Below are 15,393 nucleotides of genomic sequence, written 5' to 3'. Positions count from 1 at the left end.
CCTTGCGATAATGTAAATATCCGCGTCCCGACCGCCGAAAATTGTCCCATTCAGGGAAGGCGTGGGTCCGGGTTCCATCCCATCGTCGCCCGCATGCTTCAGCTACTCGCTATTCCCCGCGCTCTTCAATCGCCGGTGGCCATCGCATCCGCGCCATTCGCCGCAAGCCGGGTTCGCTTGTCATAATCGCCCAGGATCGCGCTGGTCAGCCCGAAGTCGGTGAGAGCCAGGATCGTCAGATCTTCGGTTTCCGAAACATTCTTCGATTGATGAAACACCCAGCGCGGAACGAAAGCCACTTCGCCGGGCTTCAGGCCGATCGCCGAATTGCCGATGCGAACCTCCGCCTCGCCGCGCATCACGATGAAGAGCGATTCATGCGCATGTTTGTGCAGTTCGTTGTTACACCCGGGCGCAATGCGCACCACACGGGCATCGAATGCCTGAACAGCCGGGAAGTCGAGCACGTCGACCGAAAAATCGATGCCCAGCTTTTCGTTGCGGTTTCGATATATTTCGCGGTGATTGTTTAGGATGTCGGCGTGACATTCGCCGACTTGATCATCGGCAATCAGCGGTCGGCGAGAGTCGATATTCTCGATCAGTTTGGTAAGCTCTGGGGTCATATTATAGTGTCCCGAATTCAATGGTCACATCTTGCCGAGGCGGCTTCGGCCGCGCGTCTTCACGTCAGGAAACCAGTTCCATTCGCGAGGCGCCGGCGCAGGTCAGGGCGCGTTCGTACATCCAGTCCCAGAAGCCCGAACGCAGCGACAGCGCCTTGATCATTCCACGGCGCAGGTCGCCTTTTCCCGTCGGCGTCGCCGCAAAATGAAGCGAGATTTCTTCGAGCGCTTCTTGATGATGGTCATCGACCGCGGTGTGCAAGGGGAAGAATACAGTATCGCGCGGATTGAGATCGGTTCTGGACAACGCCTTTACAAAGGGGACGTAGATCGTGCTGACGATATTCTCGGTGCCGAGGCCGAGAGCGCCCAGCGCTTCCGCCGCCGAACCGTAGGTCAACGTACCGAGAAAGGATTCGCGCCAGCAAACCAGTTCGATGGCTTCATTGTCGGGCGAATGGGGCGAGGTAATGCCGGTTGCCTCACGGAACCGCCGGAACAGCTGCGGATGCGGCACACCTTCGATCCATTCCCTCTCGACGCCAACCGCGGCGAGTTCGGCATATTCTTCCTCGCCATAGACGCCCGATTCCTCGGTCAGATTCTCCAGAAGACTGCCCCGATGCGCCGGGATTTCCAGCTTCGATATCACGGTGGTCAGGTAGCGGGGGAAATGAAGCGAATAGCCATAATAATGGTCGGCGAAATCCGCCAAGGCCCACTGCGTATCGGGCAAATCCCCATCCGACAAAGCACGGAGATAGGGATGATGGACCGCGCGATGATTCAGCGACTCTTCGACAAGATCATTGATGAAAACGGACACACATCCTCCTGACAATATTATTGTTTTATGGGGGCTCCGATAACCGCATCCACGACGATGGGCCGGGTGTGTCCCTATAACTATGTCATTGAGTTGATTGTACGAGATAGAGGCACTGGTGCATTTTCCGGATCGTCCGGGCGACCAATCCTCTCTGCCAGACCTGAAGAAGGTGCATCGGCGCCTTGCCCACCTCACTGAAAATCGGCTGCGCTACGGAAAACTCGTTGGGTACCGGAAAAGCAGCTCTCGCCTTATCGTTGGGGCAGCAACAAACTCGAATCGCCGTAGCTGTAGAACCGGTATCCACCGGCAATCGCATGCGCATAGGCCGCCTGCATCGTCTCCAATCCCATCAGCGCACTGACCAACATGAACAAATTTAGAATCGAGTGAACATTTTCCTATTATTTCCATTGGTTAGACTAAGGCAAATCGCGTTCCCAACACCGTTCCCCACCAAATTCCCACGCGCAGCGGAAATCGGGTTTCACCGAATTATAAGGTGAAAAGATTTTGGTCGGATGGGCGGATTGAAAAGCGCCCCACCCTTTTCCCACTCGAAACGGTTCTCAGGCAGCATCGCGCAACTGGACGATACGTTGGAATTCCGCCAATATTTCCGGATGGTTCCGCGCCAAATGGTGAACCACGCGGACGTTGTCGATCAGACGGCTCACATATCCCATAGCCAAGACCAGATCGAGATGGTCCGTCCCGTAAGACTGCTCGATCATCCGGAACTCGCGATCGACGTTGCCCGACTCCCGTTCCATGTGCTCGATCTGATCTTCGCTGAGACCCCGGATTACCTTTCGTTGTTCGCTCACGAGTTGGCCTTGGGGTGTCGCAGCGACCAGCGACTGCGCGTAGGGCCGCGAGTATCGATTCATCGCGATCATGGTTTCGGCGACTTCGATCTGGCGCATCGGGCGAAGCTTACGGATTTCATCAAAGGTTCGAATAGGCACCATGCGATCTTGCAGAAGCTTAGCCGCCTCTTCGCAAATCCCATCGAGCAAGCGAGCCTTGTTTCTGATGCTCGGGATGTTGACATTGAGCGCTCGCGCCAGTCGCTCTTCTGACACGCCCCTTTCGAGAGCCTTCAAAATCATCTTGTGCTCTTGAACGATCGCCATCCGGCTGATGCGCTTATTATAGGTAACGGCCTCGTCGTCGGTAGCGATGAGACACACCACATCCTTGTCGCCGCGGATGCGCAAAATATCGAGCCGAAGATGACCGTCCAGGAGGCGATACCGCTCGCGATCACCCGGCAACCTGACGACGACTGGCGGCTCGATTATTCCGACCTCCTGCATGGATGCGGCAATCTGACCATATTTCATTGACCGCCGAATCGCGTCCGAGACGTCTCGAAGCGTCTCGATATCGGAAAGAGGAATGCGCAGACTAGCCGTCTCAAAAGCCAGCCTGACCTTTCGATTAGAAGGCCGATTCATTGGGGTTCAATCCTTGCTGTATGGATGCGCTCCGCAAGCCGGTTCGGCATTGTCGCCAGCCCCTCATCCTCCAGGAGCGCGACGAAGGTTTCGTCATTCGACAACTGGCCAAGCGCCTCGACGACGAAGACGAGTCGGCTGCGGGTCGCCTCAGTCTTTCGGATCAAAAGACGCTTTCGCTCCGTGTCTTCCTGGAAAGCCTTGACCAACCCTTCAGGCGTCATCGCGTCTTTATGGACATATTTGCTGGCCGGGTTCGCTTTGCCCGAGCGCTTTCGAACTTCGACCAAACGGCGCGCCGCAATCAAGCTTCGACCGCGAAGGAGCTTGTCCTCATATGCCTTGTGAAGAGCAGCCTGCACACCTTCGTCGTCGGCTTCGCAAATTTCGAGAGCGACCGAGATTGGAAGATATCCAGCTTCGACAGCGGCAACCAACCTGCGTTCGCCCTTCTCCAAGAGCCTTGCGACACAGGTAACATAATAGGCTGAAAGGCCGGTCTTCTCTGCAATCTCCGGGTCTGAGTATCCCCGCTTCCGCATGCCCGCCACATCCTGCAGCAAGTCGACCGCTTGATGTTGCCTGCGCGCGCAGTTCTCGACGAGACTGGAGACGAGACAATCTTCGGGATCGGCAGTGACGATGAGTGCTGGCACCTCCGCCTGCCCGAGTTGGCGAAACGCCTCCAGCCTCCCTTGCCCGCACACGAGATCATATAATGGTCCATCCGAACCTTGCCGACGAGTCACCGTGATTGGCCGCTTGAGCCCTATGTCGGCGATGTTTTCAACGATGCCCTGAAACACTTTCTTGTTCCGAAGGCGTGGATTGACGACCGTGATGTTCTCAACCGGGATCATCTCGACGCGTTGTGCAGGGAGCGACATGGCTAAGCTGCCCGCCGGAAAGGCGCTCGCCTCGCAAGGCTGAAAAAGCCTTCAAGGGTTTCATGCCGGAATGCGTCGAGCGATAGCCCGTTGTGGTCGGCCATTCGGCATATGCCTTCTGCCAGCGTCATTCGCGGCAAGACATAGTAGTCGTGCGGTTCCATATTTTCCTCGTCCATCCTGACACAAATCGTGAAATCCGGACGCAGCACTTCGTCGAGCCGGATTTTCCATCTTCGACTCCCACCCTGGGTGAGCTTGCACCGCGCTATGACGATGGAAGCGGTGACCTCGCTATTGACGAGAATCGTGTCGTCATTTCCATTTTTGAGAGCAGTACCGCCGACCGCGCGGATCCCTTCGATTGCCGTTTCCACGACCGACGGATGTAGCCGACGAAGGGCGCGATTTATCTCTAGGTAGCGATAGTCGTGGTCGGGAATGAAGCCGACGAGTGAGTAGGCGCGAAGTAAACTGCCGAAACGAGATTGATAGGCGCTGCTCGACGGGCCGTCCTCATACTCATCAACGATGATCCCCGAAAGGTAACCGTTTTTCTCGTATATCGCCGCGAGCAAGGCGAGCATCTCGTCGTCGGTCAGCCTATGCGACCTTTGTTCGATTATCGCTTTCGCCTGATCAAATTGGGCCTGCGAGACGATCGCCGGGAACGCGTCGTCCTCTCTAATCCAGTTGGACGGATCGTTGCGGACGTGTTTCGACTTCAGTTTAAACGACGTTCGACCCCATACATTATGACCAGCATATTTGTCGTTGATCAGAATCTGATGGACTGCGCCGCGCGTCCACGGCCGACCTAAGTCCGACTTGATGCCTTGTCCGTTCAGCCAGTCCGCGATTTCTCGCTCGCTCTGACCGTCACCAACAAATCGCCTGTAGATTTCCTGGACGATCTCAACTTCGTCATCCGGACCGTGGACAAGCACGATGCGGTCGGTTGCGATGCTCTTATGCTCGCCCCGATCCAGAATGCCTTTGTGGCGCCCTTGTTCGTCGACGAGCATCCGCCTCAGGCCGAAGCCGGGAGCCCCGCCTTGACGATAACCAAGCCCGATCAGACGGCACTGACCGGCGAAGACCTTCACCGAGAGTTCGCGGCTATATTCGCCAGCCATCGCTCTCTTGACGGTCTTGATGATGGACGACCCGATCGTGCCGTCATTCTCGAATTGCTCGGCGCAATAGTGGACGGTGATGCCCGCGCGCTTACAGCAAAGCTCATGGTAGGCGGCCTCATCAGTGTCCTGCCACCTTCCTAAGCGGCTCACGTCATAGACGAGCAGCGCCTCGAAATCGATGTTGCCTTCCTCAATGTCGGCGAGCAATTGCTGCAATGACGGTCGGCCATCGACGCTAAGACCACTCTTACCTTCATCTGCGTATGTTCGGACGATTTCGAATCCGCGGCGCGTGGCATAGGCCCTGATTTCCGCGGCTTGGTTGTCGGTCGAGTACTTCTGGTGCTCGGTCGACATCCGAACATATTCGGCTGCCCGTTTGGTCGGCTCGTCGCCGGCACGGCCGTCATCGTTTGTGACCCACTCAATGACCATCGGAGCGCCCTGAGATCGCTTGTCATCACCGCCAATCGGATGGCGTTGCGTGGTATCAGCAAAGGAGAGGCAAGGTGTTTCAAAATAAGGGCAGTTCTTTTCCGCTCGGCCGGGACTTGCTGACCGATGCGGAGTTCACGCAGGTGATCGCTTCGGCGCTCAAGATCGAGTTCGGATCGACCCGGAACGGTGCGAAGATGTTAATGAGGTGGACAGGCGTCAGTAGCCGGACAGCAAAGAACTGGCTGAGCGGCAGCCACGCACCAAGCGGCGTTCATCTCGTCCTGATCGCACGCCAGTCCAATGCAGTCTTGAAAGCAATTATGCTCATGGCCGAACGACCCGAGATGTCACTCGGGGCCAGCCTGATTTCGCTACGACGGATATTGGAGGAAACCATTTCCGCGCTCGACGAAGTGATGTTGTAGGAACTGTCTGAACTGCACACCCCTGTCAGCGCCGCGGGTGTTCCAGCTTCCATTGTCCTCCAGCGCATTACCGAATAATAACCTTCAACCAGTGGGGGAGGCTTTGGAATTGTTACTCAGTTTTCGTCGGATGGCGGTCCTACCGCTTTGCGCAGTAATGAGCTCTTGTGGCTCGGCGCCTGCTCCAGCTGGGGCAACCGAGGATGTCGCTACGCTACTTTCAAAGAATGATCCGGCCGCGTGCGCACTGGATGAAGCGGTGGACACGGCTATCGCTGCAGCGAATAAGCACTATGTCGACTACCTTCAGAACGGGGGTGAAAAGATCCGAGCTGACGCGATAAGCGCCACCAACATTCGGACCGACATCCACGAAATCACATGCAGCGCCGTAATTCACAACAAAATCCCTGGCCGGGATGGCGAGCAATCTAATCCTTTCGTGTTCAAGCTAAGGCCGACACTCGGCAAGGATGCCGGGAGCTTCGTCGCGGAGGTGCCAGACATCAGACGCGCCGCGAACGCGGTCACGGTCCAGATGGCATGGTGGAACGCCCTAAACTCGGCGACCGATATGGCGGCCGCCCCTTCTACTGAGGATTCAGGTGACGCCCCTGCTCCCGCAACGACGCCCACTAGTGACCAAGATGTGCCCGATGAGCCTACCGAAAGCTGGACGCCCATAGAAAAAGCAATGATTGAAGAGTACAGCACCTTGGATGGTCAATGCCGCGGCGGCTTGGGTGATGCTCCGGAAACCCAGCGCGCCTGTGCCGAGCGAGACAGAGAAGACTCGCCCTTGAAACGTCGACTTCGGGCGGCGGAAATATGTTACGGTCGCGAGGGTGAATACGGCTATCAAAACGACTTCCACCGCTGCGGCAGAGGGTCGTTCCGTTTTTAAGCCGAGATCATAGGCTGCGGGTGCATCTGCATCTTGGAAAGTTTGAACATCCAAGAAAGTCACCCATGCGTCCTGTCCGAGGCACGAGCCTGCCGCCGCAGCCAGCGGGACAATGTTGCTCTCCCGCGTCGGCAGTGAACAGCGTTGGCTGCTCCGACACAGCATTTCCGACTCGTCGGGCGCGATAACGTTCTTTCTTGAACTCCCAAGGGTGCATGTTCGAATCGGATGCCCATATCCCTCGCCGATGAGCTTGGGCTTCCGCTAGCGCAGCGAGGTATTGGTCGTAAGGCTGATAGCGATCGAGAACCCATGCCCAGCCATTGACCACCATTTCCAACTCGATGTTTCTGAAGCCATCAGGGCTGGCGCCCCATGGCGAGGACCGGTCGCGCCCATGATTGTTCGCCAAGTAAGGGATAGCCACGATGCGGCCATGTCGATCAAAGACGCCGCCAGTGTCCATCTTGGTCAGAACAACAAGGTCGAGAATCGTTCCGCCGATTAGGGATGCCAGAAAGTCACGGGCCTCTCGTCCTCCAGGCTGCCCCATCTCGGGAGCGTCGATAAAGCCGCAGCGAATTGCGACTTCAATCGACCTATCGCGCCGCGGCGATTCTATGCGTGTGAGAAAACCATCTCCGTCAAAGACCTTCAGAACTGGAACCCGAAGAGTTTCGACGCCGGGGTCTTCCTCCACAATCAGCGGGGCAAAGTTACTATGACGGATGGCTGTCATCGAACTGCGCCCAATCCAGAAGAACTCGATCCTTTTTACTCTTGGGGAGCGCACGGCGACCGATCAGCCGGCCGGACACCTCAAAATCTGCCGAGATTTTGACGATCAGAACCTTACTGAAGTTACGGCTCATATTGAGTTCGACGACGTCATTGCGCTTGAATGGCGTGATCGTCTTTACCTCGACAAAATCGTTCCCAAGCTTGCCGTCCGAGCCCTGCGCATAGTTCCGATGCAGGCGGATGCCGTACGTGATGGCACCGTAGAGTTCGCCTATATCGCCATAGACCTGGAGATGCCGCCCGGTCAGATGGAAGTAGTCCTCGGCCGTAGCAAGGAGGTCCTCGAAAATCGGAATCAACGAGAGATCTGCATCCGGATAGCGCTCGCGCAACTGCTGCTGCTGGAAATGGTAGTCGAGCTCACTCCAGCTTACCCACTCGCCATCATCCCAAATCGCGTTGTCAGGCCCGAGCATTTCGCTTCCCGCGTAGTCCATATTGCAGGATATCCGCCAAAATGATGAGAAATCCTTAAAGGAAACCAGCTAGGGGGGAGAAGCTGCAGGGGCAGCCAGCGCTCGCGACCCGCGCTTGGCTCAATCGTAGCAATGGCGCGAGACGTTTCGGACGTATCGCCCGAGGCGAAAGAGCATTGGGCCTCGCGGTCTTCCGAAAAAAATAAAGAAAGAGCGCCCCGACCACCCGTCTGCAGATAGTCCGCAAGCGAGTGATCGGGGGTAAAGGGTTATTGTGCTCCCGCGCGTTGGCTTACCCACTCCGCGCCGATCATGTTGGCGGCTAGATTGGACGCATCACGCAAAGTCTGATCGGAGATTTTTGCATAGCGCTCTGAAGACCTTACCGAAGCATGACCAAGAGCCTTAGACACAATGTAGATCGACGTACCTGCTTCGGCGAGGCGTGTCGCAAATGCGTGCCTAAGGTCGTGGACACGGATATCGCCGAGCCCGACCGATCTCCGAGCACTGTCCCAAGAATGATAGATTGACGTGTAAGGCTGCAGCGTTTCAGGATTCGGGACGACATAGTCACATCCTTCCCAGCGGCGAAGTGAGCGCAAGACTTCCATCGCGGCCTCTGACAACGCGACCTGACGAGATTTGCTCGTCTTCGCACGCTCCATCGGTATGCGCCAGCTTTGCCGGTCGAGATCGATCTCCGACCATTTGGCATCGAGAAGCTCCCTCTTCCTGCACCCTGTGAGCATCAGCATCCTGACGATTGCCGGCAACTGAGTATTAGGACTGGCATCGACTGCCTCCAGCAGCCGTTTCGTCTCCTCGATCGAAAGATAGCGCTCTACCACGTTGTCGCAGGGCTTCTGCTGGACGCCTTCGAGCGGATTACGGTCGGCTCCAGGCAGTCCCCATTTCTTTGCGAGCTTGTACATGTAGCCCAGGATCACCTGCCATCGGTTGACGGTGGCTTGGGCGTAGCCGTCGACCTTCACCTTTGCGTCGAGCCAGTCGAGAACTTCTTGCTGCTCGATTTCATTCAGGTGCCGCTTCCCGAACTTTGGCAGGACGTGAATACGCAGGTATCGTTCGTCGATCGCATGGCTCCGCTTGTAGGTGCGGACATAGTCGAGGTAGCGCTCGCTTAGTTCGGTCAGGGTCGGAATCCGCCGGGTTACGGCCCTTTCCTCGGCGGGGTCTTTGCCTTCAACGACACGGGCGCGAGCCTTGATCGCGAGCTTGCGGGCTTTGTCGCAGGTGATGTCTGCCGCGTTTCCGATTTTGTACTGCTTCTGGCGACCGTACTCGTTCTTGTATCGCAAAGCGTATGTCTTGTTGCCGCTCGGGAGAATCTCGCAGCAAAAGCCCGTAACATGGGTGTCGTAAAGGCGAACGTAGCGTTGGCCTTTCGGACAGTGGGTAGCGAGAACTGTAGTTTGATCGAGTTTAGCAACCGTCATGGCTGTCTCCTTGTTTTAGAGGAATTGAGATTGAGGTCGCACAGCGCCGCCCGTCGCCGGTGAGGCTCGGGTGCCGGACGTGCCGGTTTCAACGCTGTGCGAGGTGTTGGTCTGACCAGAGGGCGAATCCCGTGGTCAGGTAGCGCGCGGCATTGGCGCTATGGTGGAGGGAGGGGGCGGCAAATTCGCAAAACTTCCCGAGAGGTTCGGCGTCCTGCCTCCCCCTGCCCCCACCGGGGAGGCGACTAGTATACTTCCGGCTTTGGAGCCTTCCACGCAGAGCGCGTGTGGACCCGCCATTTGTCGCGCCCCTGGATACGCTTCGGTGCGCCGTAGATTTCACGCAGCGCAGCGCCACATTCTTTGCACTGCGCGTTGGTCGGGTTGGCTATCCCGATTTCCAGCAAGAGTTCGATCGCTGTTTTCGCTTCGCCGCCTTCGTAACCGGTCATTTCGAGATCAAGATGATCGGCCACTCTTTCTGCGATCGCGCTGACGGCACGATGCTTCAGATTATAGGCAGCCAGTTCCCGAGCCTCGGCGGCCGTCAGCCACCATTGCTCGCCTCCATCCAAATCCAGAGCGAGTTGGGCGAAGAGTTGCTGCATATCGACGTCATGCTTGAAGTTCAGGCCTCGCACCGCAATCGTCCACCAGCGCCGGTTGCCAGTGGGATCGACTAGAAAGCGGTCATCATTGACCGTTGCAGCGAAGATCGTTTTGCGCGGGTATTCGGCTTCATCCTTAGCATAGGGTCGACGAAGCTTGTCGAAATCATTCGTAAGGAAGCCCTTGAGACGGGCAATGTCCTTCCTGAATGAACTCTCCAGCTCGCCGATCTCCACGATGTAGTGCGTGATGCACCCTATGATCGAATCCTTGTTCGATGCATCGAGGTGATGGTCGAGCTTGATGTAATCCCCGCGCAGATGCTGAGGGAGCAGCCGCGCGATCCAGGATGTTTTCCCGACACCCTGATCGCCCTGCAGGGTCAACACGCCGTGCACGGGAACGGGGCCATCCTTGAGCGCCGCCGCCGTGGCGCTGAGAAGCCAGCGGTATAGGAGTGCTGTCTTCAACTTCTCGGGGTAGTCGTCGGTTACGAGCACGGTATCGCAGAACTCACCGAGCCGATCGGTGCCGTCCCATTCCTTGCTCCCTATCCAATCCTTCATCGGGTTGTACGGGTTGCGCGTGCCGAGTTCGTCGACGAAGGGGTAGAGCCAATTCGTGCCGATGCCGTTCAGCATCGCCGCGCTGGCAATCTGGTTCATGGAGGCCCGCTTACCGTCGCGCCGCACCTCCAGGCGTTTCTTGATGACGTTGAAGCGCGCGGTGAAACCGGCCTGATCGAGAAGGTGGCCGACATTCTCGATCGTGGCGGGGAGCCCGCCGTTAGGTCTCGGTGGATGGGGGAACGACTGCGGGTCGATCCGATCCGGCACCGTGGCGCCCGGCTTTTCCTCACTTGAGGTAGAGATTTTGGAGTTATCGTGGGTAAACATGGTTCCTTTCTTTGATGCGGGCAAAGGCACTTTCAGCCGTGTGTTTTCAAGTTAGCGGCTTTATGTGCCCTCTGACTCTTCGTACGCCCAATAGGGCTAATCCAACGGGTTTGGCTTCCTCGTGAAAGTGCCTTTCCTAGGAAGTACCGTCGCTACCGGGGAAATTGCAGCGACGACGACTTTAAGCCTTACGCGCTCACGGCCGGACGAATGACCGTTCGCCTAGTTAGTGCGACAGAAGCGTGTACCTCTTGTCGCTTCCCTTCTGCCAAAGATGTTCGGCAGGATCGTCTCCGGTTGCCTCGTCTAGGAGGTAAGCGGTCCACGCGTAGGTGCAGGTGGTGTAGCGCGGGACTGTTCGAACGATTTCGTCACGGGTGTCGATGCCGCGCATGATACAAGCATGAATGACAGCCCGACATCCTTCCTTTTTGAAAAAGTGTTGGTCGTCAGTGTCGAGAGCTTTCGCGCCAAAGAACGCAAGCGCGTCCACGTAGGCCTTGTTGCACGGAGCGGGTGCCGCCGTGCGAGTGTAGAGATTTTCGACGAGAGCTTGCCAGGTCGCGGCAATGCGCGCGCCGAAGGGCACGGTATTTTTCATTTTGTTTTCCTTGAACGATTTGAGTGCGTGCCCTCGGGGAGACGATGCTCGTCAGGAAATCACGGCCGAAATGGGGGTATACCTCAGGTGCATTCTCAGCGCGCTCTAACGAACAGCGCCCTCCTTGCACTTGCTGAGGACTTCTCGGAGGGGACAACCCTGTGTCGGTTACCGAGCGGCCCCGAGATAGGGCGCCCAGACGGCACTTCAAGCTGACGAGTTAGAATTTTTCGCGCACTGAGCCAAAATCACCGCCAATCCGACTATACATAGACTGATGGTCGGGTGGGATCCGACTAAGCTCACGACGGTGCAGTAGGTGAGAAAGGCCCCCACCTCCCGAGGACGCAGGTACAGGCCCCACAACAACGACACGAGGAACAGGCAAATCAGCGTGACGATCGCGGCCTTGAGGGCAGCGAAGATCACACATGCGGTTAGAAATATTCCGATCAAGCGCATGGCGTGCTTTCTAAAATGCAAAAGGGCCGCTCATCGGCGGCCCCTTCGAAGTGTCAGTGTCGGTTTTGCAGTCAGGTGCAGAAGGCCCGAAGCATTCCGATCAGCTCGGGGTCCATGCCAGCCGCGATCTGAACGAACAGAACTACCGCGTAGCCATCATCGCTCAGCACGAAGACCGTTTCGAAGCATAGGTCGTCGTGAACGAGCACCCATTCCCATTGCGGAGTACCGCAGTCGGGGTCCGGCCGGATTGGCCAGCGAATAACCGCCTCAACGGCATCAATGGTATCGCCGGGTTCGACGACAACAAAGTGCGCCATGTCAGCGAAGGGCAACTCGTCGCCCAGAATCGCTCTACGGCGTCGGATCAGGTCGATCAGTTTTTGGTGAAGAGGAAGTTCGAGCGCCCGTCGGAGCGACTCGTCATCAACTAGGGAAATCATCGGATTCCTTTCCAGAAAACGAAAAACGCTCCCAAGGCGAGAGCCTCAGGAGCGTCGGGATGGATTTGTTGGTTTTCGTCAGAGCGGGGGTTTAAGAGGTCCCCCGACGACCAGCTATGTCACAAGATTTTGCTACTCGCCTGACTCGGCCTTCGTCGCTTGCACTTGGGCCTTCGCCTTCTTCAGGTCATTCCACATTTGGACAGCAGCCTTCTTTTGATCTGCAGTCAGGTAATCTCCAACTCCACACATCTTTTCGGATGTCTCGGCATACATGCCGCCAGCCGCCTTCTGCTCAGCGCAAGCGTCCGCAAACTGTTCATCGACGGATTGGCTGCAAGCGCAGAGCGCAAATACCGCCGCAGATAGCATAAGTGTTTTCATGGTTCCCCCTCCTGATGATGTGACAGACTTATCGAAGCGATTTTGATGTGACCGAGTTGAGTCATTCACCCCGCCCCTTCGCTTTGAAATCGGTGTAGTCCACGCAGCTCGCGTGGCTAATTTCAGCGGGCTCGCCGACCCACTGCCAGCCTTCTCCCGCGGTATGCTTGAGCTTGACCTGCTGGTCGCCGGTGTAGCCACCGAAGGAATTCCTTGCGTTGACGGTGACACAGGCCCATTTCCCGCCGGGACCTTCGCGAATGTCGATTGCTCCGAACTCCGCAGAGTCCGGATCTTTCAGCCCCGCTTTCACGGCCTCCGTAACAGCGCCGTTGTCAGAACATCCTCCCAGCAGAGCCAGCGCGGCAAAGCTTGCTACATATTTCATTCCTTGTCCTTTCTTCGGGTTGTGCTCACCGGACTACCGCCGCTTTTTATCGAGGCAGAACGGCAAGGCTAGTAAAAATGAGATTCATAGTCCGTGGTTTAATCGGCAACATTCTGGCCCATCCTGGAGGATGGACGTCCGGCAACGATTGGCTGTGAACATGAAGCGGCTGCGCAAAGAGCGCGGGTGGTCGCAGGAGGCCCTTGCCGATGAGGCAGGGCTCGACCGGACCTACGTTAGCGGTATCGAGCGCGTCGTGAAAAATCCGACGATATCGGTTGCAGAACGGGTCGCCATAGCGCTCGGCTGCTCGCTCGGCGACTTGCTCGACTAGAGGATTTCAGAATGACGATGGACTTGCCGATGTCCAATGAGGACCTGCTGGAACTTGCTCAACACCGGATTGATGAGCTGCCACCGGGTGAATATCAGGTTCGCGAAATCTATGGGGCGCTCTATGAAGCGGCGATCCTCAATCCGAAGGCGTTTGGCAAAACGTTCAAGAAAGCGGTGAAAACCGGAGCCCTGCGAAACATCCAGCTCGGCAGGATGGACACTGGCGACAAGCATTGGCGGTACATCTTGCACGCGAGCTAGATTTCACAGATGTAGCCCGTGACCCGGCAGACCGACGACGATGCAAAGACTTTTCAAGCCATTCAAATAAGATGGCTATTTCTGCGCGCCGTTGAATTGGTCATTCTTTTTCCCATCGGGCGCGAGATACATAATCGGATGCTTGCCATGAACTTTCAGCGCGTCATCCCTAAGTGACTGCTCGACTTGATCGAACGCGTTCGCGAGTTCAGGGGTGATTTCAAAGCCGATCCGCTTATCCCGCCGAAATTCGAAATCGGGATTGAACCAAAGGTCGAAGGAATCATCGATATTGGCATCATCGATCGCACCGTACACGGCTTCAAAGTCGGTCACGAACTTCCGTTGCCCTCTCGATAGCATCGAGCCGGAAACGAACGTAGCAGCATACCAAGACTGCACGAACATCTTTTGCTCAGCACGCGCTTCGGCTGTTTTTGCCAGCTCCTTTACGAGGTCCTTCTTTACGTAGAGCGGAACGTATCTTTTCCGGGCAAAGTCGAACTTCCATCCAAGATTTTCGTCGAACGTTCGACCGGCCAAAATCTTGCTGACGAATATGATCAAGCCATCGCGATAAGGTATAAACGCAGACTGCCCCCCATCTTCGCCGAACTCTGTTTTCGCCAACCCGACCGAAAGTGCGAACGCGAGCTTTCGTGCGATCGCCATAGTGTCGGTTTTCAGGTGCGCCCCCATGTCCGCGCCGATCGCGCCGCGGTCAAACAGCCTCTCCAGAAAGTGCCTGGATAGGAGGAAGCAGAGCGGCGCTTGATGAGCGGCGACCTTTTTCCCACCGATTTGAGCTCCCGCGCGCGTAAGCATGACCATCTCCTCGACGTAGGGAGCGGCTTCGATGTCGATACGTTGCGCGATGCTAACCGGAAGGAGAAGGTTTGAAGACAAATTGAACCTGTGCTTGGCACCGAGCCGGGTGCGGCTGATATCTCCCGACGTGGCGAAGCCAAAACAATCGGCGGCTTCAAGCGCGGCTTTATAGTCGGATACAAACTCGGCGAGTGGGTCACCTCGGTGCGGGGAACCTTCTTTCCAGCCTTGCTCCCAAATTTCGTCGATGCGGGCACGGAGCGCGGCCTTTCGTTGCCATTGCTCGCGGAAAAAGCGGTTCGTGACAGCACGGTATGAGGGGTCGATCTGCATCCCGCCCCTGTCTCCGGCTCCGAGCAGCTTTTCAAGGCCCAATCATGTGAAACGCTGTCGAACATACTCCTGGACGCTGTTACCCATGAGTTCAGTCGTAGCATTACCGCCGCGAACATAAAAACGTTGCTGATTGCCGTCCTTCACGAACGCCGGCCGTGGACCGCTTTCGCAGCGAATAGACAGCAACCTTTCACCTTCTTGATCTTCGAAATGAGGATGAACATACGGAAGGAACACGTCGCCGATCCTCTCGCGTATCAAATTGACGAGATGCAACCCCATCTTGTCCTCATTCGGAAACGCATCCGCTGACAAGCCGATCACGCCGCCATCGTCGGTGACACCTATTAGCAGCGTTCCGCCCTTAGGCCGTGTTGACAAAAGGGATTCCCAAGCCCGCCTCCTTCTGATTCAAGACTGCTTTTTGAGGAGCAGTCATGGGTCGCGGGGATTTGTCGGATGCG

19 protein-coding genes and 1 pseudogene are annotated in these 15,393 nt (G+C 56.7%); 4 read left to right on the top strand and 16 right to left on the bottom strand.

The genetic code is table 11. From position 1 onward, the window contains the following. Positions 1-125: 125 nt before the first annotated feature. The 6 genes and pseudogenes from ATE59_RS14540 to ATE59_RS14520 all read right to left on the bottom strand — a co-directional run bounded on the left by ATE59_RS14540 (position 126) and on the right by ATE59_RS14520 (position 5,376). Positions 126-626, bottom strand: coding sequence for a cupin domain-containing protein (locus ATE59_RS14540; protein ID WP_058813074.1), 501 nt, complete (start codon positions 624-626; stop codon positions 126-128). Positions 627-690: 64 nt separating this feature from the next. Beyond that, positions 691-1,452: a TenA family transcriptional regulator gene (locus tag ATE59_RS14535; RefSeq protein ID WP_058813073.1), complete on the bottom strand. Its 762-nt coding sequence runs from the start codon at positions 1,450-1,452 to the stop codon at positions 691-693. Positions 1,453-1,706: 254 nt separating this feature from the next. Continuing rightward, positions 1,707-1,832: pseudogene (locus ATE59_RS17650) on the bottom strand (S-adenosylmethionine:tRNA ribosyltransferase-isomerase); the annotation flags it as partial. A 192-nt stretch (positions 1,833-2,024) separates the two neighbouring features. Continuing rightward, the gene (locus ATE59_RS14530; protein WP_058813072.1) at positions 2,025-2,915 is read right to left on the bottom strand and encodes a plasmid partitioning protein RepB C-terminal domain-containing protein; all 891 of its coding nucleotides are present in this window, start codon (positions 2,913-2,915) and stop codon (positions 2,025-2,027) included. Then, positions 2,912-3,802 (bottom strand): plasmid partitioning protein RepB C-terminal domain-containing protein, encoded by an 891-nt coding sequence (locus ATE59_RS14525; protein WP_058813071.1) that lies wholly within the window; start codon positions 3,800-3,802, stop codon positions 2,912-2,914. The genes ATE59_RS14530 and ATE59_RS14525 overlap by 4 nt, the downstream gene beginning before the upstream one ends. 2 nt (positions 3,803-3,804) lie before the next feature. Next, positions 3,805-5,376: a recombinase family protein gene (locus ATE59_RS14520; protein ID WP_058813070.1), complete on the bottom strand. Its 1,572-nt coding sequence runs from the start codon at positions 5,374-5,376 to the stop codon at positions 3,805-3,807. Positions 5,377-5,450: 74 nt separating this feature from the next. Between ATE59_RS14520 and ATE59_RS14515 the strand changes: the two genes are divergently transcribed. Both ATE59_RS14515 and ATE59_RS14510 read left to right on the top strand, forming a co-directional pair. Further along, complete coding sequence (locus tag ATE59_RS14515) at positions 5,451-5,804, top strand: hypothetical protein (RefSeq protein WP_156416805.1); 354 nt, start codon at positions 5,451-5,453, stop codon at positions 5,802-5,804. A gap of 259 nt (positions 5,805-6,063) precedes the next feature. After that, entirely contained in the window at positions 6,064-6,708 is a 645-nt protein-coding gene (locus ATE59_RS14510; protein ID WP_156416804.1) for a hypothetical protein, read from the top strand. 7 nt (positions 6,709-6,715) lie between these two features. Here the strand turns inward: ATE59_RS14510 and ATE59_RS17645 are convergent, their stop codons facing one another. The 8 genes from ATE59_RS17645 to ATE59_RS14470 form a co-directional block, all read right to left on the bottom strand. Continuing rightward, the gene (locus ATE59_RS17645; protein ID WP_082657442.1) at positions 6,716-7,447 is read right to left on the bottom strand and encodes a thermonuclease family protein; all 732 of its coding nucleotides are present in this window, start codon (positions 7,445-7,447) and stop codon (positions 6,716-6,718) included. Further along, the gene (locus ATE59_RS14505; protein WP_058813067.1) at positions 7,428-7,946 is read right to left on the bottom strand and encodes a hypothetical protein; all 519 of its coding nucleotides are present in this window, start codon (positions 7,944-7,946) and stop codon (positions 7,428-7,430) included. The genes ATE59_RS17645 and ATE59_RS14505 overlap by 20 nt, the downstream gene beginning before the upstream one ends. A gap of 248 nt (positions 7,947-8,194) precedes the next feature. Continuing rightward, on the bottom strand, positions 8,195-9,385 hold the full coding sequence (locus ATE59_RS14500) for a tyrosine-type recombinase/integrase (protein WP_058813066.1): 1,191 nt from the start codon (positions 9,383-9,385) through the stop codon (positions 8,195-8,197). A gap of 245 nt (positions 9,386-9,630) precedes the next feature. After that, positions 9,631-10,890, bottom strand: coding sequence for a VapE domain-containing protein (locus ATE59_RS14495; protein ID WP_082657441.1), 1,260 nt, complete (start codon positions 10,888-10,890; stop codon positions 9,631-9,633). A gap of 226 nt (positions 10,891-11,116) precedes the next feature. Continuing rightward, positions 11,117-11,491 carry a hypothetical protein gene (locus tag ATE59_RS14490; RefSeq protein WP_058813064.1) on the bottom strand — a complete coding sequence of 125 codons (375 nt, stop codon included), beginning with the start codon at positions 11,489-11,491 and terminating at the stop codon, positions 11,117-11,119. 533 nt (positions 11,492-12,024) lie between these two features. Beyond that, a complete protein-coding gene (locus tag ATE59_RS14480; RefSeq protein WP_058813062.1) occupies positions 12,025-12,396 on the bottom strand; it encodes a hypothetical protein in 372 nt (123 codons plus the stop codon). 132 nt (positions 12,397-12,528) lie between these two features. Next, complete coding sequence (locus ATE59_RS14475; RefSeq protein ID WP_058813061.1) at positions 12,529-12,780, bottom strand: hypothetical protein; 252 nt, start codon at positions 12,778-12,780, stop codon at positions 12,529-12,531. A gap of 61 nt (positions 12,781-12,841) precedes the next feature. Further along, a complete protein-coding gene (locus tag ATE59_RS14470) occupies positions 12,842-13,168 on the bottom strand; it encodes a hypothetical protein (protein ID WP_058813060.1) in 327 nt (108 codons plus the stop codon). 160 nt (positions 13,169-13,328) lie between these two features. Between ATE59_RS14470 and ATE59_RS14465 the strand changes: the two genes are divergently transcribed. Next, a complete protein-coding gene (locus ATE59_RS14465; protein WP_231737405.1) occupies positions 13,329-13,502 on the top strand; it encodes a helix-turn-helix domain-containing protein in 174 nt (57 codons plus the stop codon). An 11-nt stretch (positions 13,503-13,513) separates the two neighbouring features. After that, on the top strand, positions 13,514-13,765 hold the full coding sequence (locus ATE59_RS14460) for a hypothetical protein (RefSeq protein ID WP_058813058.1): 252 nt from the start codon (positions 13,514-13,516) through the stop codon (positions 13,763-13,765). A gap of 75 nt (positions 13,766-13,840) precedes the next feature. Here ATE59_RS14460 and ATE59_RS14455 read toward each other — a convergent pair whose 3' ends face one another. Beyond that, the gene (locus ATE59_RS14455) at positions 13,841-14,926 is read right to left on the bottom strand and encodes a hypothetical protein (protein WP_058813057.1); all 1,086 of its coding nucleotides are present in this window, start codon (positions 14,924-14,926) and stop codon (positions 13,841-13,843) included. 42 nt (positions 14,927-14,968) lie between these two features. Then, positions 14,969-15,310, bottom strand: coding sequence for an AlbA family DNA-binding domain-containing protein (locus tag ATE59_RS17640; protein WP_197409183.1), 342 nt, complete (start codon positions 15,308-15,310; stop codon positions 14,969-14,971). Between the last annotated feature and the right edge of the window lie 83 nt (positions 15,311-15,393).

Origin of the sequence: Sphingopyxis sp. A083 (assembly GCF_001468495.1) — a bacterium.
Lineage (GTDB): Bacteria > Pseudomonadota > Alphaproteobacteria > Sphingomonadales > Sphingomonadaceae > Sphingopyxis > Sphingopyxis terrae.
The sequence above is the reverse complement of the archived record's forward strand: the minus strand, read 5'-3'. Positions and strand labels throughout refer to the sequence as shown.